Origin of the sequence: Gordonia soli NBRC 108243 (genome assembly GCF_000334455.1) — a bacterium.
Classification (GTDB): Bacteria; Actinomycetota; Actinomycetes; order Mycobacteriales; family Mycobacteriaceae; genus Gordonia; species Gordonia soli.
Window position 1 is genome coordinate 256,450 of the sequence record NZ_BANX01000011.1, and the last position, 23,118, is coordinate 279,567.

Here is a 23,118-nt window from a genome sequence, read left to right on the forward strand (position 1 = left end):
TGCAGTGAGTGGATCAACTACCAACCGGAAGTCTACATACCTGAGACCCTTTTGTTGTAATTAATTTCGCCGGGGGCATTAATGGGCGGCTAAATCTTGGCCACTACCAGGCAAATCGCCCCACAAATTCGAGCATGTATGAACCACATCAACGATGGTAAGTCCCATCAATGTCATTCAAGCACGTGTGGTATGAATGCCAGGTGTCGATAACTCCTGCTCAGAGGCACTATTGGTACGACCGTGTGGGACAGGTGTCCCAGTAGTGAACACGACAGAAATAGTACCCACTGCACGTGATCTGACCAGCGACGATCGCGAAGAATCGGTTTCGCTACTGAGTCAGACGATCGCCGAAGTGCCCTTTTATCAATGGTTACTCGGCGGTAAGGAAAACACCGAGGCGATCGCCTGGTATGCGGACACGATGTTCTCCGCGCATATACCCGGCGGAGCCAGGGGAGTGTTCGACGAGGCCGGACATTTGTACGGATTGGTTCTCTGGACCACATCGGACCGTCCGGCGACACCATTGAACGAGGACGGTCGCAATGCCGCCGCCACGATGATCGCATCGATTCCCGGTTTTCCGCAGCGATATCACGAGATGCGGGAGTCCGAACGCGTTTGGACACCTCCGGAACGTTGCTTTGCGGTTGCATTCACGGCCGTCGATCCCCATGGTCGTCGAAAGGGTTTGTTGAGCGGACTGATCGATCCATTGGTCGCCGAGGCCGATGCCGATGGATCGGCGGTATTGGCCCGGACCAGCGATCCAGAGCTCGCGCAGACGTACCTCCGGCGGTGGAATGCGCCGACACGCGCCGAATTCACACTCACGGACGGTCCGACCATATGGATCGTGCAACGGGATGCACCTGTCTGAGGGGATTTCGACGCTCGACCGAGCATCGGCCGGCCGGACAACCCGATTCGACGCGGAGGCGGCGACCTAGACTCGAACGGTCGGTTCTCGCCCCGCTGATCGATCGACGCACGCCGGACAAGACGCTCCCCCGCCCCATCCACGCACTACCCCATCCACGCACTACCGAGGTACCGCTCTGAAGACGCTTCACACGCTGCCGCTCCCCGCCGACCCGCGCGTGCTCGAACAGCGCGGCCGACTACGGCGCATTCTCGACGGCGAGTCGGCAGTCCTGCCGGTGGAGGACGCCCGGCAGACGGTGTCGACGACCGAAGCCGAGCGAGCACTGGGGGTCGGCGAGCCGATCGATGACGACATCAGCCTGGTCATCGCGACATCGGGCACCACAGGCGTCCCCAAGGGGGCACAGCACACCCCGACCTCACTCGCGGCCTCCGCGCGCGCCACCGCCCGACACCTGGGCGGTGAGGGTTCGTGGCTGCTCGCGCTGGCACCACACCACATCGCCGGGCTGCAGGTCCTGCTGCGCGCGACCGCTGCGGGAACCGACGTCGAGGTACTCGATCTGCGTGACGGGTTCGACCCCGAGGCGCTGGTCGCCGCTGCCGACCGGCTGTCGGGCACCCGGCGGTACACCTCGCTGGTCCCGACCCAGCTGGTCAAGGTGCTCGAGTCGCCTGCGGCCATCCGTTCCGTGGCCGGATTCGACGCGGTGCTGATCGGTGGCGCCGCGACGCCGCGGTTGCTGCAGGAGCGCGCCCTCGACGCCGGGCTGCCGATCGTGCGCACCTACGGCATGAGTGAAACGGCCGGCGGATGTGTCTATGACGGCGTCCCACTCGACGGTGTCTCGGTTCGGATCGCGAACCCGACGCCCGACGGCGTCGGCCGGGTCCTTCTGGGTGGCCCCATGGTGGCCCGCGGATATCGCAATCGTCCCGATCACGAGGCCTTCGCCGACCTGGGTTGGTTTCGCACCGACGACCTGGGCCGACTCGACGCCGATGGAAAACTGGTCATCATCGGACGCGCCGACGAGGCGATCACCACCGGCGGCCTCACGGTGGTGCCCCAGGTCGTCGAGGCCGTGCTGCTCGACGATCCGTCGGTCGTCGATTGCGCCGTCGTCGGCCTCCCCGACGCGCGTCTGGGCGAACAGGTCGTCGCTGCGGTGATCCCGGCCGTCGACACCGCGGTGGACACCGCCCGGCTGCGTGGCCTGGTGATCGAGCGCCTCGACCGCTACGCCGCCCCGCGTCAGATCATCGAGGTGTCCGAGCTCCCGCGACGGGGCCCGGGGAAGGTCGATCGCCGCGAATTACGGCGGCTGCTCACGATTGAGCACTGAATTCCTATATACCACTGAACAGCAATGAACCGCCCCGCCGAGGGACGGCGGAGCGGTTCATCGAAGCGCTACTTATCAGTTAGCGCCGGAGCTACCCGAGTCGGCCGAACCGGAATCTCCACCCAGCCCCAGTAGGTCGCCGAGAGCGCCACCGATGGTGCCGAGGGTATCGCCGAGGTCAATCGAGTCTGCCATGAGATTACTCCAATGCAGTTGGGGGACTTGTGCATTCGTAGTCGCCACCTGAGGTTGATGACCACTGTTATCGAGTCTACATACGAGATATCGGATTGCGACCCCTTTGTTTGATCTCGCAGGCCGAATTCGGCTTCCTGACACCTCTAAAAGATGTCGAGTCCTCCGGTTTTCCGACATCGGATCGATTTCGAAGTTTTTTCCATCGAAATGCGAATTGACCGATTTGGGCGTGATATATGCGAGCGGGCATACCCGATGCGTACATGCGCGGGAGACCATTGATCGTCGGTCGGGGCCCGCGTGCAAGGATTCTGAACGTGGCTACCGCACAGCAGTGGATCTCCGGCGCACGTCCGCGCACGTTGCCCAACGCCGTCGCACCGGTGATCGCCGGGCTGGGTGCCGCGCTCCGACTCGGTGACATCGAGTGGTGGAAGGCCGTGCTGGCCCTGGCGGTCTCCGTCTGCTTCATCATCGGCGTGAACTTCGCCAACGACTACTCCGACGGCGTGCGCGGCACCGACGACGAGCGGGTCGGCCCGATGCGACTGGTCGGCTCCGGCGCCGCGACCCCCTCGGCCGTCAGGACGGCCGCGCTGGGATTTCTGGCACTCGGCGCCGTCTGCGGGTTGATCCTGGCGGTGAGCACCGCGTGGTGGCTGATCGTGGTCGGGGCCGTGTGCATCGCCGGTGCCTGGTTCTACACCGGCGGCAGGAACCCTTATGGCTACCTCGGCTTCGGCGAGATAGCCGTCTTCGTCTTCTTCGGTCTGGTGGCCGTGCTGGGCACCCAGTTCGTGCTCGCCGAGCGCGTCGACCTGGTCGGCCTCGCAGCCGCGGTCGCCGTCGGCAGCTTCTCCACGGGCGTGCTGACAGTCAACAACCTGCGCGACATCCCCACCGACGCCGAGGTCGGCAAGCGGACGCTGGCGGTACGCCTCGGCGACCGCCGGACGCGCATCTTCTTCGTGACACTGCTGGTGTTGCCGCTCGTCGTATCGATCGTGCTGGTGGCGGCGACCCCATGGGTGCTTCTCGGACTGCTCGCCGCTCCCCTGGTCGTGATCGCCGTGCGCCCGGTCCTCGCCGGCGCGACCGGCCCAGGACTGATCCCGTCCCTCGGCGGTACCGGCCTGGCGATGCTGGCCTGGGCGGTGCTGACTGCAGGGGCACTCGCCCTGGGCTGATCGATCGTGGTCCCGCCAGCAGTGTGAGCAGCAGGCCGCGACAACCATCGTCTCGGCCGCCCGCTCACGCCGTGCCGGCCACCATCACCAGCCCAGCGCCCGCACGACCTTGTCGGTCTGCGGCACCGCCGCCTCGCAGAGGTTGACGTCGTCGGGTCCGCCGTCGAGCTTCACGCTCACCAGGTAACCGGGAGGTGTCCGCGGGGTCTGGACCAGCGCCGAACACCTGAGTTTCCCGTCCGCATCGAACTGCTGATGTCCGACCCCACGACCCACCGGGTACTCCCGGACAGTTGTCACCTTGAGGATCGTGGCCACGTCGTACGGCTCGAACACACCGATCCGGAGCCATCCATAATCGTTCTGCACGGGCCACTTGCAGCCCGGCAACCCGAGATCGTGGGTCGGTTCCGGGCCATCCGTGACCTTCTCCACGGTCAGCGGCGCGATGTCCTGCTCGGACAAGACGTCGCAGATCTGCTCGGCGGTCATCGACGTCGGGCTGGACACGGTCTCGTCGCCCGTCTGATCGGCGGCCGGCCGGGACGTGGACGGCACGAGGTCTGCATCGGTCGTGCAGCCGCTCGCCGCGAACGCAGCGGCCACCACAGCGAGCGCCATCCGGCGCGCCCGTCGAGAAGCCATCGTGGTGTCCTCCGATTTCGCTGTGATCCGCCGTTCGGTCCCGGCAGCAGTGTGAGCAGCAGGCCGCGACAACCATCGTCTCGGCCGCCCACTCACGCCGTGTCGGCGACCGTCACCAGCCCATACCGCTACAACAGCACCACCAGCAGCACGACGATCACCACCCACGCCGGCACCGACAACGCCAGCGTGATGAGCAGACCGCGCATGAAGCGTTCACCACGATGATCGTCGTCGTGGTCGTGATAGGCGCGATCATCGTGGTCGCGCTCCTGTCGTGACGGAAACATGACACCCCCCGGCTCCCCCGGCGCAGAGTCCCCACTGCCGCGCCACCTGACCATCAGCCAACCATGGCGGCTGCCGCCGCGGTCCCGCGCACCCCGTGAGATCGGCCACGGGACACCGATGAGCGCAGCAGATCCCGCGCCACCGGCGGTGGCGCGGGATCTGCTCGTCGTAGGGTCAGGCCTTTGTGTCGAGCGGCGGCAGGCTCGCGGTGACCGCGGCCTTGAGGTCGTCCACGGTGGTCACCGACTCGATGAGTGCGCGCGAGGCCGCGTCACCGGACTCGATGATGCCCAGCAGCAGGTATTCCGGCCGCAGCCGATCCTCGTGCCCGCGGGCGATCTCCACCGCCGCACCGAAGGCGGCCTTGACGTCGCGGCTGAAACGCGGCCGGTTGCCCCGTCCGCGCGGGCCACGACGGCCGCGGCCGGGTTCCCAGGGGCCGTCGAACGGGCCTCCCCAGGGACGTCCTGGCATCTCTGCGTCCGGTCCGGCTCCCTCGGGTCGCGGGAAGGGACCACCCCAATCGCCCGGCTCACGGCCACCGAAGGCACCGCGTGCCCCGAAGGCTCCGTTGGCACCGAACGGACCGTCGGGCCCGAAGGGACCTTCCGGACCGAACGGGCCACGTGGACCGAAGGGTCCCTCGGCTCCGAACGGGCCGTACGCACCCTCGCCGCGGCCCCGGTGGGGGCCGTGACCGTGGCCGTGCCGGTGCCCCCGTCCGCGTCCGCGGCCCCGATCGCCGCGCGGGTCCCCGCCTCGGAAACGACCGCGGTCTCCACCGCGATCGGCCCACCCGTCGGAGAGGTCCTCGCCGAACTTGCTCCGGACCGCCTCGCGAACCGCATCGAGGTCGATGCCGATGCTGCGCAGCGCCTCCCGGTCCTCGTCGTAGCGGTCGCGAGCGGTCGCCTCGTCGGCGCCGTCGCCACCCTGCTCCTCGGTGTCCTGCTCATGGAAGGTGCGCACGGCGTCGCGTGCATCCGCCAGATTCAGGCCCTGCGAGCCGAGCACGCCGAACAGCGGGCTGCGGGCATTGCAGAGCATGCCGAGGATCAGGTGATCGGTGCCGAGTTGTCGGTGTCCGAGGTCGGCGGCCTCGTTGGTGGCGAAGACGAGCAGCATGCGGTCTTCGCGATCGAATCGATCGAACATCTCAGTTCTCCTCTCGGCCCGCAGGGCGGGCCTCACGTTGCGAGTGCTTCTGGTGCACGGCCTGGCGGCTGATCTGCAGGACATCTGCGACCGCCTGCCAGCTCCATCCGTTGGTGCGCGCGTTGGCCACGTGTACGTCTTCGAGCCGGTCGGCCAGGGTGCGCAGGGCGCGCACCGCGGCGAGACCTCGTGCTGGGTCGTCACTGGCTGCGGACCCCGCAAGGTCCTTCGCGTGTTCCGATGTCTGGTCGTCGTGCATGGATGTCAGGTTATGTTGACATCCACAGCTTGTCAACAATTCTTGACAGACTGGTCCATCGGTCCTGCCGACTGGTTCGAGATCTGCACGAGAGCGGCCCGCCGACGGCACCACGTCGGCGGCCCCTCGAGGCGTGCCGATCTCGCGCGGGAAGCAGACGTGTGAAATGGCGAATTGATGCCGCGACGACGAAACGCAGCGGTCGACCGTCACGGCCCGACGCGCTGCGCTCGCTCGGTGTGGAGATCGGTCACCCGATCCGATCGATCAAGAACTGGTCCGCGGCAGTCCTTGCGGATTCAGCTCGGAGGTCTTCACGGCTTCGTTCTGGAGATTCCACCGCTGGAGGACCTTCTGGTACTCACCCGACTGGATCACCTTGTTGATGGCTGCCCGCACAGGGTTGATCAGCGGGTTGCCCTTCTTGGTGGTGGCCGCGATGAGACCGGTGAGGTCCTCGCCCGCACCCGACACCTCGCCGACCAACTTGGTCTCCTGCGGGGTGCCGCGGACCTGTGCGTCGTGGAAGGCGTTGATCGGGTTCGGGCCGAAGTAGCCGTCGATCTGCCGCGATGCGAGTGCCGACCAGGTGCCGGTGATGTCCTGGTAGTTCTTGATCGTGATGGACGGCTTACCCTCAGCCTTCAGTCTGTCGGCGTAGCCCACCAGGATCTTCTCCTGGTTGGTACCGGAGCTGACCGCGATGGTCTTGCCGCTCAAGTCCTCGTAGCCGCCGAACTTCAGTGTCGAGTCGGCAGGCACGATCACCGAAAGCACGTCGGTGCGGTAGGTCGCGAAGTCGTAGATGTCTTTGCGATCTTCGGTGACGGTGATGTTGGAGAAGCCGACATCACTGCTTCCACTGTCGATCCCGAGGAACAGTCCCTCCCAGGACGCCCGCTTGAACTCCGGCTTCAGTCCCAGGACCCCCGCGACGAGCGTGGCGATGTCGACCTCGTCACCGATCCACACCCGATCGTCGTCGGTCGCAGGAAAAGTGAAGGGCGGGTTGCCCGCTCCGGATCCCTGACCGATCAGCAGCGTTCCACGGTCGCGGATGGCCTGAGGGACAGTGGCGGCGATCGCCTCGTCTTTAGCCGGCACGATCCGCTGTTGGTCGGCGGTGAGGTTGAGCTTCTCCCCCTGCACGTTGGTGACCTCTTGAGTCGTCTCGTCGACGTCGGTGGAGCAGGCCGTGCCCACGAGCGCGATGCTGAGGGCGGCCACAGCGGCGGCCGTGCCGAATCGCCACCGTCGGCCGCGACCATGGGTACCGATTGATTTCATGACTCCTGCTTTCCGCGTCGGATCAACGCACCAACGCCAGGAACTCTTGTGTCCTGGCGTGCGTGGGATGGTCGAGAACCTGTGTGGCCGGTCCGCTTTCGACGATCTTCCCGTGGTCCATGAAGATGACCGTGTCGGCGACGCGCCGTGCGAAGGCGATCTCGTGGGTGACGATGACCAGCGTCGTCCCCCCTCTGGCGAGATCGATGATGACGCTGAGCACTTCGTCGACGAGCTCGGGATCCAGTGCGGACGTCGGCTCGTCGAACAGGATCAGTTCCGGCTCGAGGGCGAGAGCACGGGCGATCGCGACGCGTTGCTGCTCACCGCCCGAGAGTTGACGCGGATAGGCATCGAGCCGGTGCGACAACCCGACTCGCGTCAACAGCTCGGTCGCCGTCCGCGTCGACTCCGCCCTGTCCCGGCCCAACGCCGACACCGGCGCCTCGGCCACGTTCTCGACCGCGGTCAGGTGCGGGAACAGGTTGAAGGACTGGAAGACGAAGCCGATGCGGGTGCGCTGTCGCAAAACTTCGCGCTCGGACAACTGGCGGAGCGCCCGCGGCCCGACGCGGTATCCGATGACGTCACCGTCGAGCACCACGAACCCGTGGGTCGGGGCTTGCAGATGATTGATGGTGCGCAGCAACGTGGACTTGCCCGACCCCGACGGGCCGATGATCGCGACGGTCTCACCGCGTCGCACCGTCAAGCTGACACCGTCCAGGACCGTGCTCGCCCCATAGGATTTCACGACGTTGCGCACGTCGAGCAGGACATCGCCGGCGTCCGCTCGGTCGGTCTGCACGGGGTCTCCCGGTACCGCGCTCATCGGGACTCCTCCACCGGGCCCCGGCGCGGTGATCTGACTCCGTGTCGCAACAGGTGCCGTTGCGACCGTCGGTCGCCGGCGATGGCTCGGGTGTCGGCCACCCAAGTGAGGAACTTCTGGCGCGGCGTCGGCGGCAGCTCGCGATGCGCTCCCTTGGCGAAGTACCGCTCGACGTAGAACTGGACCGCCGACAGCAGACCGGTGAGGATCACATACCAGACGACGGCCACCACCAGCAGCGGGATTATCCGGCCGTTGCGGCCGTAGATCACCTGGACTTGGTAGAACAGGTCCGGCAGCGCCAGGATGAACACCACCGATGTGCCCTTGAGCAGACCGATGATCTCGTTGGTCGCCGGCGGCACGATGGTCCGCATCGCCTGCGGGAAGATGATCCGGGTGAACTGTCGGCGCTGCGGGATACCCAGCGCCGCAGCAGCTTCACGCTGCCCCTCGTCCACCGAGAGCAACCCCGCGCGAATGATCTCGGCGTTGTAGGCGGCCTGGTGAATGGACAATCCGATCACAGCGGCAGACATCGGACCGATCAGGTCGTTGGTCGCAATCTCACCGAAGACCGGACCGAACGGGACACCGAATCCGAGGTGGGTGTAGAGCGCCCCGAGGAAGCCCCACAGCAGCACCTGGACGATCAGCGGAATCGATCGGAACAGCCAGATGAAGCCCCAGCTGATGCTGCGCAGCAACGGGTTCGGTGACTGCCGCATCACCGCGAGGATCACTGCGCCGACGAAGCCGAGGACCGCGGCGTACGCGGTGAGTTGGACGGTGACCCACAAGGCCTTGAGCACGGTGGTACTGAAGAAGAAACGGGCGAAGGTCGGCCAGTCGTAGCGCGGGTTGGTCAGCGCGCCGACGACGAACTGCGCGACGAGGACCACCACGACCGCCACACCCAGCCAACGGCCGTAATGCGGTGCACGAACGATCGGCAAATCCTCCAGCGGCGCTGCCGCCGGCGTCGTCACACCCGCGTGATCGGTGTGCGAGATGACTCCGGTGATGGTTCGGCTCCTGCCCGTGCGCGTCGGCGATGACGGTCATCGCGGAAGAGATACTGGGCAGGGAACTTATTGAGTTGCGTGCACATCGACAACGCATCGACTCACCGGGAGCAGAAATGACCCAGCCGACTTGTGATCTGCGACCCGACCTGTCAACGCGGGAGGGTCAGCAATTCGTCGGCGTCCCGACGGCGATCAGTCGGCGAGGATCGACTCGCTGATGTTCATCCGCGATGCGCGGGCGGCCGGAACCGACGAGCCGACGAGGCAGAGTGCGAACGCCACGGAGACGAACAGGAGAGTGGACAGCTGCGGCGAGTACTGCACCTGGATGGAGGTCGTCGCGGTGAGGATCGCGTCGCTGAGGAGATGCAGCGCGCTGCCCAGGACGAGTCCGATGACCGAGCCGACAACCGCGACCGCCGCCGCCTCGGCGAGGACCATGCGGGAGATGAACCGCCGTGAGGCACCCATCGCGCGCAGGACGCCGAGTTCTCGCCGCCGTTCGATCACCGAGAGCAGCAAGGTGTTCAGCAGAGCGACGGCTGCGGCGGCCGCCACGATCCACTGGATCGCGATGGTGAACGCGCCGGACTGCTCGGCGGTCGCCTGGGTCGCCTCGAGCGCCTCGCCCCCGGAGTAGACGCGCACCGGTCGTTCGCCGACGGACGGGTGACGGGCGGCCGCGGCGGCCAGCTCCGCACGGACCTGTTCCGGGTCGGCGCCCGGGTCGAGCATGACCTGGAGGTAGGTGGCCCCCGGTCGCTCGAACCAGTCGGCGAGCAGGGTGTTCGCGATCGCGCCGGTGCCGGAGTCGATGGACACGTAATCGACGGTGTCTCGGACGACCAACGAGCGATAGCCCGTCGGCGTGGCCAGCCGCAGGGTGTCGCCGACGCCGACGCCCAGGGTTCGCGACAAGACGTTGGACAGGATGATCCCGTTGCCCGCGAGGGTGTCTCGGATGGCCGAGTCGGAGGCTTTGCGCATGAACGGGGCCCGCGAGCTCGGGGTCAAGCCCTGCAACAGGACTCGCGACTCCCCGACGTTCACACTCGCCCACTGCGCGCCGACGACTTCGGCCACCCCGGGGACGCGGGCGATCTCGGGTTCGAGCGACGGGTCCAGCGTCGGTCCGAGCGGGATGTCGTTGGGTTTGGTCGATGCGACATAGAAGTCGGGGTCGCCGAGACCGTCGAGCGACGACGAGATGGAGCCGACGAGGTTCGCGAGCGCCCCGGACGTACCGATGCCGACGGCAACCGCGACCGCGACCGTCATCATCGTCGCCCAGGCTCGCCGCGGCGAGCGCTCGGTGTTGACCGCGGCGAGCTGCCCCGGGCCCCCGAAACGCCGGCTCACCGCCACCACCGTCCGGACCAACGGAGTCGACAACGCGAAGCAGATCAGTAGTCCGCCGATCGCGTACACCGCTCCGGCCACGATCGCCGGACGGCCCGGCACGGTGTCGACGATGACCCACGAAGCGATCACGACCAGGACTCCGACGATGCCCGCACCCCATGTCACCGCTCGGCGTCGAGGCGCGCTGTCGGCGACGTCGCCAGACACCATCGCCTCGACGGGCGACACCGCGAACACCGACCGCGCTGCCAACGATGTGGCTGCGACACAGGCGAGTACACACGCGATGACACCGACGATCGGCGCGTAGATCGGAAGGTGGTACGAGATGATGGCGGCCTGGTCGCCCGAAGCTGCCGGCAGTCGACCGATCGCCCAGCGGCCCGCCAGGATGCCGACCGGGATGCCGATCAACCCACCGACGAACCCGAATATCGCCGCCTCACCGATGAGATCGCCGACCAGATGTCCACGGCGCGCGCCGAGAGCGCGGACCATCGCCAGCGACTTACGTCGTGAGGCGACGGCCATGTTCATGGTGTTGAAGACCAGGAAGCCTGCGATCACCAGGGAGATCAGCGAGACCAGCAGCGTGGCATCGCGGACGACGCTACCGGCGACCTCGGTCTGCTTCACCCGGAACGCCGGGTCGACGACCACCGCACGCCCGTCGACGACCTCACCGACGCGTTCGCGCAGCGCCGGGATGTCGACACCGGGCGCCGCGACGACCAGGATCGAACTGAGCTTGCCGTCGAGGTCGGTGAGTCGTTGCGCCAGGCCGAGATAGGCGAACACGAAGTTACCGCGATTGAGCACCGCACCCTGGTCGCCGCCGACGACCCGCAGCACCCGGACGTCGACACCGTTGATGCGAACGCGTTGACCCTCGCGCAATCCGGTCGCGGAACCGACGATGACACCGTCGTCGAGATCGGTTTGCGAAATCCCCTGTGCGGAACCTCCTTCGGCACCGTCACCGCTGGAAACCGCGTCCCGCAGTCGATCCGAGAGTGCGGTCACGCGGTAGTCGGATCCGAGCAGGACCGTCTGACGGTCGCCGATCTCGATCGAGTCGCGGATGATCGGGACCACCGACCGCGCCTGCGGGACCTCGCGGCGGATCTCCCCCGCGATCGCGTCGTCGACGCCGGAGTCGGCGATGGCGGCGACCTCGACCTGAGCCGTCCCGGTGATCGCGGCGTTGAACTGACGTACCGACTCGGTCAGCGAACCGTAGGTCCCTAACACCGCGATCAGCAGAGCGGACGAGACGATCACCACGGCGAGTGAGGTGACCACCCGTAGTCGATGGGTGCGGATCTCGCGCAGGTTCAGGACACGGATGCGCGTCGCGCCCGCACCCAGGGAACGCACCACCGACATCGGTCCGCGGCGGCCGGCGGCCATCAGGCCACCTTGCCGTCGCGGACCGTGATCGTCGTGTCCGCGACCGCCGCCGCGTTCGGGTCGTGGGTCACCATCACCACCAGCCGGTTCGGCTCGTCGTGGGCGACCTCGGCCAGCAGCTCGAGCACCGCTGCGCCGGTGGCGGAATCGAGGTTGCCGGTGGGCTCGTCGGCGAGCAGGATCGTCGGGTTCATGATCAGCGACCGCGCGATGGCGACCCGCTGCATCTGACCGCCGGAGAGTTCCGAGGGGCGGTGGTCCACCCGAGCGCCCAGTCCGACGCGCTCGAGGAGTTCGACCGCTCGGGGGCGGGCCTTGCGTAACGACTGGTTGTCCAGCAGCCGCGGGAGGGCGACGTTCTCCCACGCCGACATCGTGGGCACCAGGTTGAAGAACTGGAAGACGAATCCGACGCGGTGGCGGCGGAACTCGGAGGCCTGCTCGTCGCTCAGCGACCCGAGATCGACGCCGTCGACGGTGATGGTGCCTGACGTCGGGGCATCGAGCGCCCCGAGGACGTGCAGCAAAGTGCTCTTGCCCGCACCGGACGGACCGACCACCGAGGCGAACTGACCACCGTCGAGGCGCAGGTCCAGGCCGTCGAGCGCGCGGACGAGCTGGTCTCCCATGTGATACTCGCGAACGAGTCCGACGGCCTCGACCAGCGGTGCGTCCGCAACGTTCCCCACGAGCGGATCGTAGCCGAGGTCGGCACCGCCGAAGCCGGTCGGCTGCTGCCGGGATGGTCCCCGTGGCGGGCTGGGACGGGCGTATCTCCCTCGGCGGGTGCTGCGGATGGCTGATCTCACAATCCCGGTCGGGAGTCGGCATACTGGCCGGATGTGGTCGGTCGCCGTCTTCCACGCCCTGGTGGTGATGAACCTGCTGTTCGTCACCGGGGCGTGGTGCCTGGCGCGGCCGAGCGTCCCCGCGGCCGCCGTTCTGGTCGCGGTGAGTGTGCTCTGGCTGTTTGCCAACGGGCCGATCGAAGGCGGCATCCTCTACAGCTTCTCTGTGGAGCACGGCCTCACCGAGTCCGACGTGTTGTCGGTGATCGGATTCGTCCTGGCCGCCGTCAGCGTCTGGCGGGTACGACGCAGCCCCTGGTACCGGTAGCCGGGCGGAGTCGCGTTCGGCAGGCGACTCGTCACTCGTTCCAGCGGCCCGACGCGAAGAAGTCGGCGAGCACTTCGGTGGGGCGGCTCAGATCGAATCCCTGCGCGGCGATCCAGCCGTCGTCGAAGTAGGTGGGGCCGTAACGATCCCCGGAGTCACACAGCAATGTCACCACGCTGCCGGCGCGACCGTCGGCGACCATCTCCGCCACGATCCGCAGCGCACCCCACATGTTGGTGCCGGTGGAACCGCCCACGCGACGGCCGAGGTGCTCGCTGACCACCCTGGTCGTCGCGATCGACGCCTCGTCGGGTACGCCGATCATCCGGTCGATCACCTGCGACACGAACGACGGCTCCACCCGCGGCCGACCGATTCCCTCGATGCGCGAACCGATCTCGGAGGTGAGACCACCGTCGGCCGACTCGTAGGCGGGCAAGAAGACCGAGTTCTCCGGGTCGACAACGGCCAGCCAGGTCGGATGTCGGCGATACCGCAGGTACCGCCCCAGCGTCGCAGACGTCCCGCCGGTCCCGGCCCCGACCACGATCCAGGTCGGGATCGGATGGTCCTCGTCGGCGAGTTGCGCGAAGATCGACTCCGCGATGTTGTTGTTGCCCCGCCAGTCCGTGGCGCGCTCGGCCATCGTGAACTGGTCGATGAAGTGTCCGTCGAGTTCGGCTTCGAGCCGGAGCGCCTCTGCGTAGACCTCGCCGGGGTGGTCGACGTAATGGCATCGTCCGCCGTGGCGCTCGATGAGCGCGGTCTTGGCAGGCGACGTCGTCGAGGTCATCACCGCGATGAACGGCACGCCGATCAGCCGCGCGAAGTAGGCCTCGCTGACGGCGGTCGATCCCGACGACGCCTCGATCACGGTGGTGTCGCGGGTGATCCATCCGTTGCAGAGTGCGTACAGGAACAGCGACCTGGCGAGCCGATGCTTCAGCGAGCCGGTGGGATGGGTGCTCTCGTCCTTGAGGTAGAGCTCCACCCCGGTCTCGGTGCCGTCGGCGGCATGCCACCGCGACCACGGCGGCAGGTCGACCCGGAGCAGGTGGGTGTCGGCACTGCGACGCGCGTCGGCGTCGATGAGGCGCACCGCGTTCTCCGACCAGCTCCGGTCGGCGCGATGGTCGATGTCGCGGGTCGGTCGCACAGCGGCTCGCCGTCGGTCTCAGTCGGCCTGGCCGCGCAACCGCGCCTGCAGGTCGTCGTGTTTGCGCCGACGTTCGGCGTCGATTGCCGCGATCTGCTCGTTGACCCGTAGTCGGAGTCTCTTGAAGGCGACCATGCCGAGCGGCAGGGCGATGAGCACGCCGAAGACCGCGGCCACGAGCAGCGGGACGTCGACCCCGACGAGCTGGCCCACGCCGAAGATGATCGCCGCGATCACGATCACCAGACCGATCCGCGCGAGCGTGTACAGCGCCACCGAGAGCGCGAGCGATCCGCCGGACACCGAACCGGGTGCCGCGACCTGCTGGTCAGACGAGGAATCCTGCTTGTCGTTCACACCCGCAAGGGTACGTCCCATGGTCCTCGGGACCGGCCCCCACCAGCCTTTGCCTGCTCTTTACCATCCACTGACCGTTCGAGTACCTGGGCGTTTTGCGTGTATTGATGGGACATCTGATCCAGCCTGTAATCCGGAGGTTAGGGGAGCACGTGACCACTTTCGTTTCACCGTCCACCGCAGGGGTCATCACCCCTGGACTCGCGAGCCAGCACACGTTGACGCCCGGCCAGGTCGCCGCGATGTTCAACGTGAACCCGAAGACCGTGGCCCGGTGGGCCAGTTCGGGCCTGCTCGGCTCGATCCGCACCCCGGGTGGCCATCGCCGATTCCGCGAGGCGGACGTCGTCGAGCTGCTCAACCGCCGCGCCTGATCGCACCGCCACGACGCGTTGCCGGGGTCGTCGGTCGACGTGACCGATCCGCCACCCGGCGCGCGCATCGACGGTCGATGGCGATCTGTCCGGGACGTCGTCGGGATCGTCGGTTGTCGCCTCACCGGGTGACCTCACGTACCCTGGTGGACGGGAGGTTGCCGTGACATTTCTGTTCGCCGTGATCGGCATCGTCGCAATCGGATTCCTGCTGTGGCGCGCATTCGGGCCACAACTGGGTGGTGGCGACGAGGTCGACACACCGCCGCGTGCGCGCGGTCCACTCGGTCCGGACGACGATCCCGACTTCATCATCGATCTCGATCGTCGGACACGAGGACCCAACGGGTCCGACTCCGACGACAACTGAATACGACGCGGACGCGCCCGGTGCCCCAACCGGAGACGTCCGCTGTCGGGTCTTCGCGCCCACCGGTTCACCGCTGATCCCCCTCGGCCGTGCTGCTTCGTAGCAGCGCGGCCGTTCGGCGCTGACGGCCCGGTCGTGCGGCCCCGGGATCGCTCGGCGAGTGCGATTCCGGTACCGTCATCGCCGCTCGGAGCTCACACAAGCGATTGTTGCCAAACGGTGAGGTATGTTTTAGTTTCAGCTATCGGCTGATTATGAAAGGCGCACCGAGATCAATCACTCAAACGGAGGATTTCCAGCGGTGACGTCGGGGGACGGCATGACGGTTACAAGCGGGGATCTCAGTTTCGCAGAGAAATTGGGGCATCTCTTCGATCACGCTCGCGATGAGAACGGTGTCCGTTACACCGGAAAGAAGATCGCCGAGAAGGCGAATTCGCTGGGGTACACGCTGAGCGATGCCTATATCTCGCAGCTCCGCACCGGAAAGGCCCGCACACCGTCGTTCCGGACGGTCGAGGCGATTGCCCGCGCCTTCGAGGTCAGCGTCACGTACTTTCTCGCGAACCCGGACGAGGACCTCGACCGCGCGCAGCAGCAGCAGGATTACGTCGAGATGCTGGCGACCACCGGCACCCATCTGTCCGGTGTGCGTCTCGAGGCGTTGTGCCCGGACACCATCGACGTCGTGATCGACCTGCTCAAGCTGGTGAAGGCACAAGCCGTGGCGACCAAGACACCACAGGCACAGCAGGACGTGTCCTGATCGCCCCCTGAGTCCGTTCTGATGGCCCTACGGAGCCCGCTACCTACTCCCGGGTAACCACCGCGGCCGTAGACGTCTCAGAGGCCCGCGTAGGAGTGCAGGCCGGACACCACCAGGTTGATGATGAAGAGGTTGAACAGCATCGCCACGAATCCGGCGACGTTCACCCACGCGGCCGCGGTGTTGCGCCAGCCGGCCGTCGCGCGGGCGTGCAGGTAGGCGGCGTAGATCACCCACGCGATGAACGAGACGGTCTCCTTGGGGTCCCAACCCCAGAACCGTCCCCATGCGGCCTCGGCCCAGATGGCGCCGCAGATCACGCCGAGTCCGAAGAGCGGGAAGCCGAAGACGACGCACTTGTAGGCGAGCCGGTCGAGGGTCGCGGCATCGGGGATGTGGTCGACCACGCGGCGCAGTGCACCGGCGAAGCCGCCCGTGCCGGTCTGCTCCTCGTCCGCGGGTCGCGCCCACCGCAGCTTGGCCAGGTAGAGCATGCTCGCCACGCCGGAGACCAGGAGCACGCCGGACGACACCGAGATGATCGACACGTGGATGGCCAGCCAGTACGACTTCAGTGCCGGGACGACGGGTGCCGCCTGCGTGTACAGCCAACGACCGGCGATGAACATCAGCAGGGTCACCGGGATCAGGACGAACGAGAGCAGCGGCCGGTGCTCGGGTTTGCGCAGCACGATCAGGCCGGCGATGACGCCTGCCGCGCAGGTCATGGAGATGAACTCGTACATGTTGCCCCACGGCGCGCGGTCGGTCGCGATACCGCGCAGCACGATCGAGGCGATGTGGGCGACGAGACCGACGACGACCACCGGATAGGCCATGTTGCCCAGACGCTCACCGAAGGTCCGGCGGGTCGGTCCGGCGATCTTGCCCGGCGCCCGATCGGCGGCCACCGGCGCCGATCCCCCACCGGCGGCGACCAATTGCGCCGACTCGGCCAGCTTGCGGCTGCGTGCACCCGCGAGTGCGGCGAGGAACAGCACCATCGCCAACACGTAGACCGTGATGGTGGTGCCGAACAGCAGATCGGAATAGCGCGCCAACGTCTCGTCGATCGGCGCGGTGCCGTTCTGGTTCATCGAACCCGTCCTCCCAGGTGTGTCGTGTCGGCTCACCCGACGACGTCGGGTGACCGACTACAGCCGACGTCTCCGTCGACCGATCCCGGACCGCTTCGAGGTGTCGTCGGGATCGAGGAGGGCGGCCGCCTGCTCCTCGAAACCCTCGCCCCAACCGGCCTGGTCGGTGCGGGCCAGGCCCGCGATCTCTACTACAGTACGTCGTTCACCGTCGATCTCGACAGGTACCAATCGCGCCCAGATCCGACGTCGGCGCACCAGCAACGAGACGAGCAGTCCGGCCAGCATCAGTATCGCGAAGATCAGCACCCACGTCTGCGCCGGGTCGTGGGAGACCTGCATCGACACCCAGCGCTGGTAGCCGTCGAACTGCACCACCGTGCCGTCGGCGATGCGATGCGACTGCCCGACGGCGAGGTTCACCTGCGCCTGCCGCTTGAGTCGTCCCTGGTCGATGAGGCTCTGGTCGAGCTGGTAGGCATTCTGCGGTCGGCCGGTGTCCAGGCCGGTGTCGCCCTGGTAGATGCGGATCGCGACGTAGGGGTCGGTCGGTTCCGGCGACGACGACGTCAACAGCGTTCCGTGGAATGCGGCGGTCGGGGCGAAGAGCCCTTCCAGCGCGATCTGGTGGTTCCGTCGTTCGTCCTCGTTGGGGTACAGCCCACCGGGGGTGTCGAAGCGCGCCGCACCCGACGACAACATGGTCTGCAACTCGTCCGGGATGAACAGGACGGTCTGCGTACGCTTCTCCCCGTTCGGGAAGGTGACGGTGAACTTGGGTGCGAACCCGTTGCCCAACACGTAGACCCGGTCCCCGGCGATGCGCAGCGGCTCGTTCACACGGACGCGGCTGGTGTCCCAGTTCGCCGGGTTCCCGGGCCGCTCGCCCTCGGCGTAGCGCACATCGGCCTCGTACATGTCCGGCTGACCGGTCGGCAGGAACTTCGCGCTGAAGTCGTCGATGCGGACGCAGAAGGGGTTGAGGTCGGTGCCGTCGACCAGACTTCCCGCGCGGAAGGAGTCGTACACCGCGGTCGAGGAGTTGCACAGCCCCTGCTCGCCGTCGGCGACCAGGCTGCGGGTGCCCTCGTAGCCGTAGAGCTTGCCGAGCGCGATGGCCACCAGCAGACCGAGCAAGGCGAAGTGGAAGACCAGGTTGCCGAACTCCCGGAGGTAACCCTTCTCCGCCGACACCTCGACGACGCCGTCGGGATGGGCCTTCGTGGCCGCACGGTCGGTGGTGATCCGGCGCCAGCCCTTGAGGTTGGTACTGATCCGGGTGGCGACCTCGTCGGGGTCGCCGGCGACGGTGTGTTCGACGTGTCGCGGCAGGCGCGAGAGATTGCGTGGCGCGGGAACCGGCTTGGCACGCAGGCTCTTCGCGTGCTCGATCATCCGCGGGGTCAGACAGCCGACCAGCGAGATGAACAGCAGTACGTAGATGGCGGTGAACCAGGCGCTGGCGAACACGTCGAAGAGCTGGAGTCGATCCATCCACTCGCCGAGGGCGCCGCGGTTGGCGATGTACTCGGCGGTCTTCTGTTCGTTGAGCGGACGCTGCGGTAGCAGCGCGCCGGGGATCGCCGCGAGGGCGAGCAGGAACAGCAAGACCAGCGCGGTCCGCATCGAGGTGAGTGAGCGCCACAGGTTGCGGGCCGGCCACCACAGCCGGCGCACGGCCCAGTGCGGGCGACCGCGTCCGACCGACGCGGTCGTCGACCCGGCGTCGGATCCCCCGGCGGACTCGGCGCCGGACACGTCACTGCGCGTCATACCGGCAGCTCCGTGTCGGTGATGAAGGCGTCGCGCACCCACACGATGAACTGATCCCACAATCCGGTGACCAGCGCGATGCCGACCGCGATCAACAGCACGCCGCCGACGACCTGGATGAGTCGGGCGTGGTCGCGCAACCATCCGAGGCTGCGCAGCGCCCAGGCCGACGAGAAGGCGAGGATGACGAACGGGATGCCCAGGCCGGCGCAGTAGGCGACGATCAGCGCGACACCCTTTGCCGCGGTCGCCCCCTCGGTGCCGCTGGCGGTCGCGATCACCGCGGCCAGCGTCGGCCCCAGGCAGGGTGTCCAGCCGAGCGCGAACACGGCCCCGAGCAGCGGCGCCCCGATGATGTTGGAGAGTCGGCGCGGGGTGAAGCGCACCTCGCGCTGCAGTGCCGGCACCAGGCCGATGAAGACCAGGCCCATCAGGATCGTGACCACTCCGCCGACGCGCTGCAGGATCTCCCGATTGACCACGAACGTGCTGGTGATCCCGAGGACCGTCGCGGTGGCCGCCACGAACACGACCGTGAAACCGGCGACGAACAGCCCCGCCGCCAGTGCGACCCGGGCCCGGCCGCCGCGGACCTTCTCGCCGACGCTGACCGCGGGCGCCTCGGCACCGACCAGACCGGCCAGATACGAGAGGTAACCCGGCACCAGCGGGACCACGCACGGCGAGGCGAAGGAGACGAGGCCGGCGACCACACAGGCCAGGAGCGCCAGCAGGAGCGGACCGGTCGCCACGGTGTCGGCGAACGTCTCGCCCACCGCGGCCTGGGGTGTCAGGAGGATGGCCGTCACGATCGCTGAGCCGTCGGCTCGGCGGCGACCTTCTCGACGGTCGCGCGCAGCTCGTCGGCGGTGATCGCCTTGAGGAACACCGCTGCCGGGCGATGCTCGCGATCGAGGACCACGGTCGTCGGGACCACGGCGGTCGGGGTGGTCAGCGCGGAGAGCGTCAGTCCGTCGAAGTCGTAGATCGACGGGAACGAGACCTTGCGGTCGGCGATGAAGTCCTTGGCCGAGTCGCGATCGTCGCGGAGGTTGATGCCGACGAACTGGACGCCGGAGGCCTTGGTCTGTTCGTAGACCTGCTCGAGGTCGTCTGCCTCACCGCGACAGGGGCCGCACCAGGAGCCCCAGACGTTGATGACGACCACCTTGCCTGCGTACTGGTCGAGCCCGACGTTCGCGTCGGTGACCACATCCGGCCCGCTGACGTCGGCGATCTTCTTCCGCGAGGCCGGCGGATCGTAGGTGATGACGGTCTTGCCGCCGGGTGAGACGAACTGGAAGGTGTTGCCCTGGGCCACCGCATCGTCACCCGTGCCGCACCCCGTGACCACCACCACCAGGGCGGCCAGGAGCACCGCGAGAACCGAGAACCGACGTGACCGCACCTGCTACCTACTCGCCCCTCACGCCCCGGTGACCAGCGGGTCCGAGGCCCCGGCCGGCTCCGAGTAGATGATGTCGACGAGCGCGTCACCCTCGTAGATGAGGCTGGTCAGCGAGGCCAGCGAGCACTGCCGCCGACGCGGGTCGTGCCAGAGGCGCTTGCCCTCGAGGAAGCGGCGGAGCGTGTAGACCGGCAGCTGGTGGCTGACGCAGACGGCCTCGTGCCCCTTGGCGGCGTCGCGGGCGGTGTTCGCCGCGGCGAGCATCCGGTGGGCCAGCTGGATGTACGGCTCACCCCAGGACGGCGTGAACGGATCACGCATCTTGGTCCAGTGGCGGGGCTTGGAGAGGGCGCCGTCGCCGACCGAGACCTTCAATCCCTCGAAGACGTTGTCGGCCTCGATGAGCTCGTCGTTGGTCTGGATCGACAGGCCGTGAGCGGCCGCGATCGGGGTCGCGGTCTCTTGCGCGCGCTGCAGCGGCGATGCGAAGACGGCGACGATGTCGTGGTCGGCGAGGGTGCGGGCGACCCGCTGTGCCTGCCCGCGTCCGGTGTCGGACAGTCGGAATCCGGGCAGTCGGCCGTAGAGGATGCCGTCGGGGTTGAACACCTCGCCGTGGCGCATCATGTGCACGATCGTGTTGGTCATCGGACCGTCTCCCCCGGCTGGGTGGCTGCGGCCGCCGCGGCTGCGGCGGACGGTAGGGCTTCGGAGATCACACCGAATGCATCGTCGTCGAGCGCCGCGGAGACGAACCACGCCTCGAAGGCGCTCGGCGGGGCGTACACGCCGGCGTCGAGCAGGGCATGGAAGAACGGTGCGAAACGCCATGTCTGCGTTGCCTTCACACCTGTGTAGTCGACGATCGGCTCGGTGTTGTCGGTGAAGAAGACGCTCAGAAGGTTGCCCGCGAACTGGACGCGGTGGGCGACCCCGGCGGCGGTCAGCGCGTCGGTGACGAGTCCGCCCAGACGCTCGGCGTTGGCGTCGAGTGCGGCGTAGACGGCTGCGTCGGCGTTGCGCAGCGTCGCGAGTCCGGCGGCGACCGCGACGGGGTTCCCCGACAAGGTGCCTGCCTGGTAGACGGGTCCGGTCGGCGCGAGACGCTCCATGATGTCGGCGCGGCCACCGAATGCGGCGGCGGGCAGTCCACCGCTCATCACCTTGCCGAAGGTGTACAGGTCTCCGCCCACACCTTCGATGCCGTACCAACCGGCAGGCGAGACCCGGAACCCGGTCATGACCTCGTCGATGATCAGCAACGCACCGTGTTTCGCGGTGAGTGCGCGCAGGTGGGCATTGAATCCGTCGATCGGCGCGACGGCGCCCATGTTGCCGGCGGCCGCCTCGGTGATGACCGCGGCGATCTCGTCGCCGAACTCGTCGAAAGCCGCGGTGACCGCAGCAGGATCGTTGTAGGGCAGGACGACGGTGTCGTGCGCCGACGCGCCGGTCACGCCGGGTGAGGTGGGCAGTCCAAGCGTCGCGACCCCCGAACCGGCGTCGGCCAGCAGGGCGTCGACATGGCCGTGATAGCAGCCGGCGAACTTGATGATCTTCGAGCGACCGGTGTACCCCCGGGCGAGCCGGATCGCCGACATCGTCGCCTCGGTGCCCGAGTTGACCAGGCGGACGCGCTCGACCGGGTCGACCCGGTCGATGATCTCTTCGGCGAGTTCGATCTCGGCCTCGGTCGGTGCACCGAAGGAGAGCCCGCCGGTGGCAGCGGTCTGCACGGCCTCGACGACTGCCGGATGAGCGTGCCCGAGGATCATCGGCCCCCACGAGCTGACCAGGTCGACGTAGGAGTTGCCGTCGGCGTCGGTGAGTCGGCAGCCCGCGGCGCTGGTGATGAACCGGGGGTTGCCACCGACCGCCGAAAATGCCCTGACCGGCGAGTTCACGCCGCCGGGGATGGCGCGTCCGGCCCGCGCGAAGAGTTCGGCGGACCTGTCGGTGACGGCTGCGGATCGGGTCACGGCCTCCAGTGTTCCAAACGTCGGCGAGTGCGCCCAAATCTGTGGCGAATGTCTACGACCGTTTGTAGGAGTTGGGTGTGGTGCTGAGCACGGCGTCAGCGGCAGTCGGCGACGATGATTGTCGCGGCCTCGCGCTCACACCGCATCCATGACGCCGTCCGCCCGCATCTTGAGGTGGTCACGACGGCGGACCACCGCCAGCACCGAGTGCCGCGCCGCGGGCCATTCCCCGACCACCCGCTGATAGCTGAAGCGCAGTGTCAGGTATCCGAGCTGAGCGGCGGCCTCGTCGCGCCGACGATCACGCTCGCGCTGCTGCGGCGACCGATCGTGGTGTTCGTAACTGTCGATCTCGATGATCAGACGGTCGCCGACGAGCATGTCGACCCGACCGACCCCGGGGATGACCACCTGCGCGCGCACTCGGATGCCCATCGTCTGCAACCGGAATCGCACCATCGACTCGGTCCCCGATTCCGCCGCCGGGTCGCACCGTGCGAGCAATCTACGAATGCGCCGAGGGGCCGTCGCGATCGCGTCGGACAGTGCGATCTCGTCGAGCAGCCCGAGGTGCAGGATCGAGTCGCAGACGACCACGATGCCCTCGTCCAGGCATTTGAGCGCGTGCCGGAGAACCGTCGCGACATCGTCGACCGCAGTGCTCTCGGGTTCTGGCGGGGACCAGTCGGCGGACGTCCGCCGTCGTGAGTCCGGCCGCACGGAGCTGCGGAACAGAGGCGATGCCGAACGGATCCGGATGTCGGTGAGGTCCATCCGATCAGCCTCGTTCGGGCGGCGCCTGCTCGACAGGCGTTGGACCCGATCTGTGGA

Annotated in this window: 25 protein-coding genes; 7 read left to right on the forward strand and 18 right to left on the reverse strand. The window is 67.4% G+C overall.

Annotated features, from left to right (window positions below; translation table 11 throughout):
• The first annotated feature begins 265 nt into the window (after positions 1 to 265).
• The 3 genes from GS4_RS08845 to GS4_RS08855 all read left to right on the forward strand — a co-directional run bounded on the left by GS4_RS08845 (position 266) and on the right by GS4_RS08855 (position 3,622).
• Positions 266 to 886 (forward strand): hypothetical protein, encoded by a 621-nt coding sequence (locus tag GS4_RS08845; RefSeq protein WP_007619701.1) that lies wholly within the window; start codon positions 266 to 268, stop codon positions 884 to 886.
• A 220-nt stretch (positions 887 to 1,106) separates the two neighbouring features.
• Entirely contained in the window at positions 1,107 to 2,237 is a 1,131-nt protein-coding gene (menE, locus tag GS4_RS08850; RefSeq protein WP_007619702.1) for an o-succinylbenzoate--CoA ligase, read from the forward strand.
• A 515-nt stretch (positions 2,238 to 2,752) separates the two neighbouring features.
• The gene (locus tag GS4_RS08855) at positions 2,753 to 3,622 is read left to right on the forward strand and encodes a 1,4-dihydroxy-2-naphthoate polyprenyltransferase (RefSeq protein ID WP_007619703.1); all 870 of its coding nucleotides are present in this window, start codon (positions 2,753 to 2,755) and stop codon (positions 3,620 to 3,622) included.
• A gap of 84 nt (positions 3,623 to 3,706) precedes the next feature.
• Here GS4_RS08855 and GS4_RS08860 read toward each other — a convergent pair whose 3' ends face one another.
• The 9 genes from GS4_RS08860 to GS4_RS08895 form a co-directional block, all read right to left on the reverse strand.
• Positions 3,707 to 4,267, reverse strand: a complete 561-nt coding sequence (locus GS4_RS08860; protein WP_007619704.1) for a DUF3558 family protein — start codon at positions 4,265 to 4,267, stop codon at positions 3,707 to 3,709.
• 128 nt (positions 4,268 to 4,395) lie between these two features.
• Complete coding sequence (locus tag GS4_RS25585; protein WP_007619705.1) at positions 4,396 to 4,557, reverse strand: hypothetical protein; 162 nt, start codon at positions 4,555 to 4,557, stop codon at positions 4,396 to 4,398.
• 175 nt (positions 4,558 to 4,732) lie between these two features.
• Positions 4,733 to 5,713: a collagen-like triple helix repeat-containing protein gene (locus GS4_RS24775; protein ID WP_007619706.1), complete on the reverse strand. Its 981-nt coding sequence runs from the start codon at positions 5,711 to 5,713 to the stop codon at positions 4,733 to 4,735.
• Position 5,714: 1 nt separating this feature from the next.
• On the reverse strand, positions 5,715 to 5,972 hold the full coding sequence (locus GS4_RS08870) for a hypothetical protein (RefSeq protein WP_007619707.1): 258 nt from the start codon (positions 5,970 to 5,972) through the stop codon (positions 5,715 to 5,717).
• 267 nt (positions 5,973 to 6,239) lie between these two features.
• A complete protein-coding gene (locus tag GS4_RS08875; RefSeq protein ID WP_007619708.1) occupies positions 6,240 to 7,259 on the reverse strand; it encodes an ABC transporter substrate-binding protein in 1,020 nt (339 codons plus the stop codon).
• A 22-nt stretch (positions 7,260 to 7,281) separates the two neighbouring features.
• On the reverse strand, positions 7,282 to 8,091 hold the full coding sequence (locus GS4_RS08880; RefSeq protein WP_007619709.1) for an amino acid ABC transporter ATP-binding protein: 810 nt from the start codon (positions 8,089 to 8,091) through the stop codon (positions 7,282 to 7,284).
• Positions 8,088 to 9,116, reverse strand: a complete 1,029-nt coding sequence (locus tag GS4_RS08885) for an amino acid ABC transporter permease (protein WP_439644617.1) — start codon at positions 9,114 to 9,116, stop codon at positions 8,088 to 8,090. Before GS4_RS08885 ends, GS4_RS08880 begins: the two co-directional genes overlap by 4 nt.
• 195 nt (positions 9,117 to 9,311) lie before the next feature.
• Entirely contained in the window at positions 9,312 to 11,891 is a 2,580-nt protein-coding gene (locus GS4_RS08890) for an ABC transporter permease (protein ID WP_007619711.1), read from the reverse strand.
• A complete protein-coding gene (locus tag GS4_RS08895) occupies positions 11,891 to 12,520 on the reverse strand; it encodes an ABC transporter ATP-binding protein (protein ID WP_051989687.1) in 630 nt (209 codons plus the stop codon). Before GS4_RS08895 ends, GS4_RS08890 begins: the two co-directional genes overlap by 1 nt.
• 211 nt (positions 12,521 to 12,731) lie before the next feature.
• Here GS4_RS08895 and GS4_RS08900 point away from each other — a divergent pair, with 211 nt between their 5' ends.
• Positions 12,732 to 13,007 carry a hypothetical protein gene (locus GS4_RS08900; protein WP_007619713.1) on the forward strand — a complete coding sequence of 92 codons (276 nt, stop codon included), beginning with the start codon at positions 12,732 to 12,734 and terminating at the stop codon, positions 13,005 to 13,007.
• A 31-nt stretch (positions 13,008 to 13,038) separates the two neighbouring features.
• On the opposite strand, the gene cds1 is transcribed toward GS4_RS08900, so the two are convergent.
• Together cds1 and GS4_RS08910 are read right to left on the reverse strand one after the other, a co-directional pair.
• Positions 13,039 to 14,163 (reverse strand): L-cysteine desulfhydrase Cds1, encoded by a 1,125-nt coding sequence (gene cds1 / locus GS4_RS08905; protein ID WP_040509943.1) that lies wholly within the window; start codon positions 14,161 to 14,163, stop codon positions 13,039 to 13,041.
• Positions 14,164 to 14,181: 18 nt separating this feature from the next.
• A complete protein-coding gene (locus GS4_RS08910) occupies positions 14,182 to 14,541 on the reverse strand; it encodes a DUF4229 domain-containing protein (RefSeq protein ID WP_007619715.1) in 360 nt (119 codons plus the stop codon).
• 131 nt (positions 14,542 to 14,672) lie between these two features.
• Here GS4_RS08910 and GS4_RS08915 point away from each other — a divergent pair, with 131 nt between their 5' ends.
• The 3 genes from GS4_RS08915 (at position 14,673) to GS4_RS08925 (ending at position 16,030) form a co-directional block, all read left to right on the forward strand.
• The gene (locus GS4_RS08915) at positions 14,673 to 14,894 is read left to right on the forward strand and encodes a BldC family transcriptional regulator (RefSeq protein WP_007619716.1); all 222 of its coding nucleotides are present in this window, start codon (positions 14,673 to 14,675) and stop codon (positions 14,892 to 14,894) included.
• Between the two features lie 163 nt (positions 14,895 to 15,057).
• Positions 15,058 to 15,264 carry a hypothetical protein gene (locus GS4_RS08920; protein ID WP_007619717.1) on the forward strand — a complete coding sequence of 69 codons (207 nt, stop codon included), beginning with the start codon at positions 15,058 to 15,060 and terminating at the stop codon, positions 15,262 to 15,264.
• Positions 15,265 to 15,583: 319 nt separating this feature from the next.
• Positions 15,584 to 16,030 (forward strand): helix-turn-helix domain-containing protein, encoded by a 447-nt coding sequence (locus GS4_RS08925; RefSeq protein ID WP_040510042.1) that lies wholly within the window; start codon positions 15,584 to 15,586, stop codon positions 16,028 to 16,030.
• 77 nt (positions 16,031 to 16,107) lie between these two features.
• Here the strand turns inward: GS4_RS08925 and ccsB are convergent, their stop codons facing one another.
• From ccsB to GS4_RS08960, 7 genes are all read right to left on the reverse strand, one after another.
• A complete protein-coding gene (gene ccsB / locus GS4_RS08930; protein WP_007619721.1) occupies positions 16,108 to 17,127 on the reverse strand; it encodes a c-type cytochrome biogenesis protein CcsB in 1,020 nt (339 codons plus the stop codon).
• A 57-nt stretch (positions 17,128 to 17,184) separates the two neighbouring features.
• Entirely contained in the window at positions 17,185 to 18,900 is a 1,716-nt protein-coding gene (gene resB / locus GS4_RS08935; RefSeq protein WP_007619723.1) for a cytochrome c biogenesis protein ResB, read from the reverse strand.
• Positions 18,897 to 19,709: a cytochrome c biogenesis CcdA family protein gene (locus GS4_RS08940; RefSeq protein WP_007619725.1), complete on the reverse strand. Its 813-nt coding sequence runs from the start codon at positions 19,707 to 19,709 to the stop codon at positions 18,897 to 18,899. Before GS4_RS08940 ends, resB begins: the two co-directional genes overlap by 4 nt.
• Positions 19,706 to 20,308 carry a TlpA family protein disulfide reductase gene (locus tag GS4_RS08945; protein WP_007619726.1) on the reverse strand — a complete coding sequence of 201 codons (603 nt, stop codon included), beginning with the start codon at positions 20,306 to 20,308 and terminating at the stop codon, positions 19,706 to 19,708. The genes GS4_RS08940 and GS4_RS08945 overlap by 4 nt, the downstream gene beginning before the upstream one ends.
• A gap of 18 nt (positions 20,309 to 20,326) precedes the next feature.
• Complete coding sequence (locus GS4_RS08950; protein WP_007619730.1) at positions 20,327 to 20,956, reverse strand: histidine phosphatase family protein; 630 nt, start codon at positions 20,954 to 20,956, stop codon at positions 20,327 to 20,329.
• Positions 20,953 to 22,287, reverse strand: coding sequence for a glutamate-1-semialdehyde 2,1-aminomutase (hemL, locus tag GS4_RS08955; RefSeq protein ID WP_007619732.1), 1,335 nt, complete (start codon positions 22,285 to 22,287; stop codon positions 20,953 to 20,955). The genes GS4_RS08950 and hemL overlap by 4 nt, the downstream gene beginning before the upstream one ends.
• Positions 22,288 to 22,422: 135 nt before the next feature.
• Positions 22,423 to 23,061 (reverse strand): DUF559 domain-containing protein, encoded by a 639-nt coding sequence (locus GS4_RS08960; protein WP_007619733.1) that lies wholly within the window; start codon positions 23,059 to 23,061, stop codon positions 22,423 to 22,425.
• Between the last annotated feature and the right edge of the window lie 57 nt (positions 23,062 to 23,118).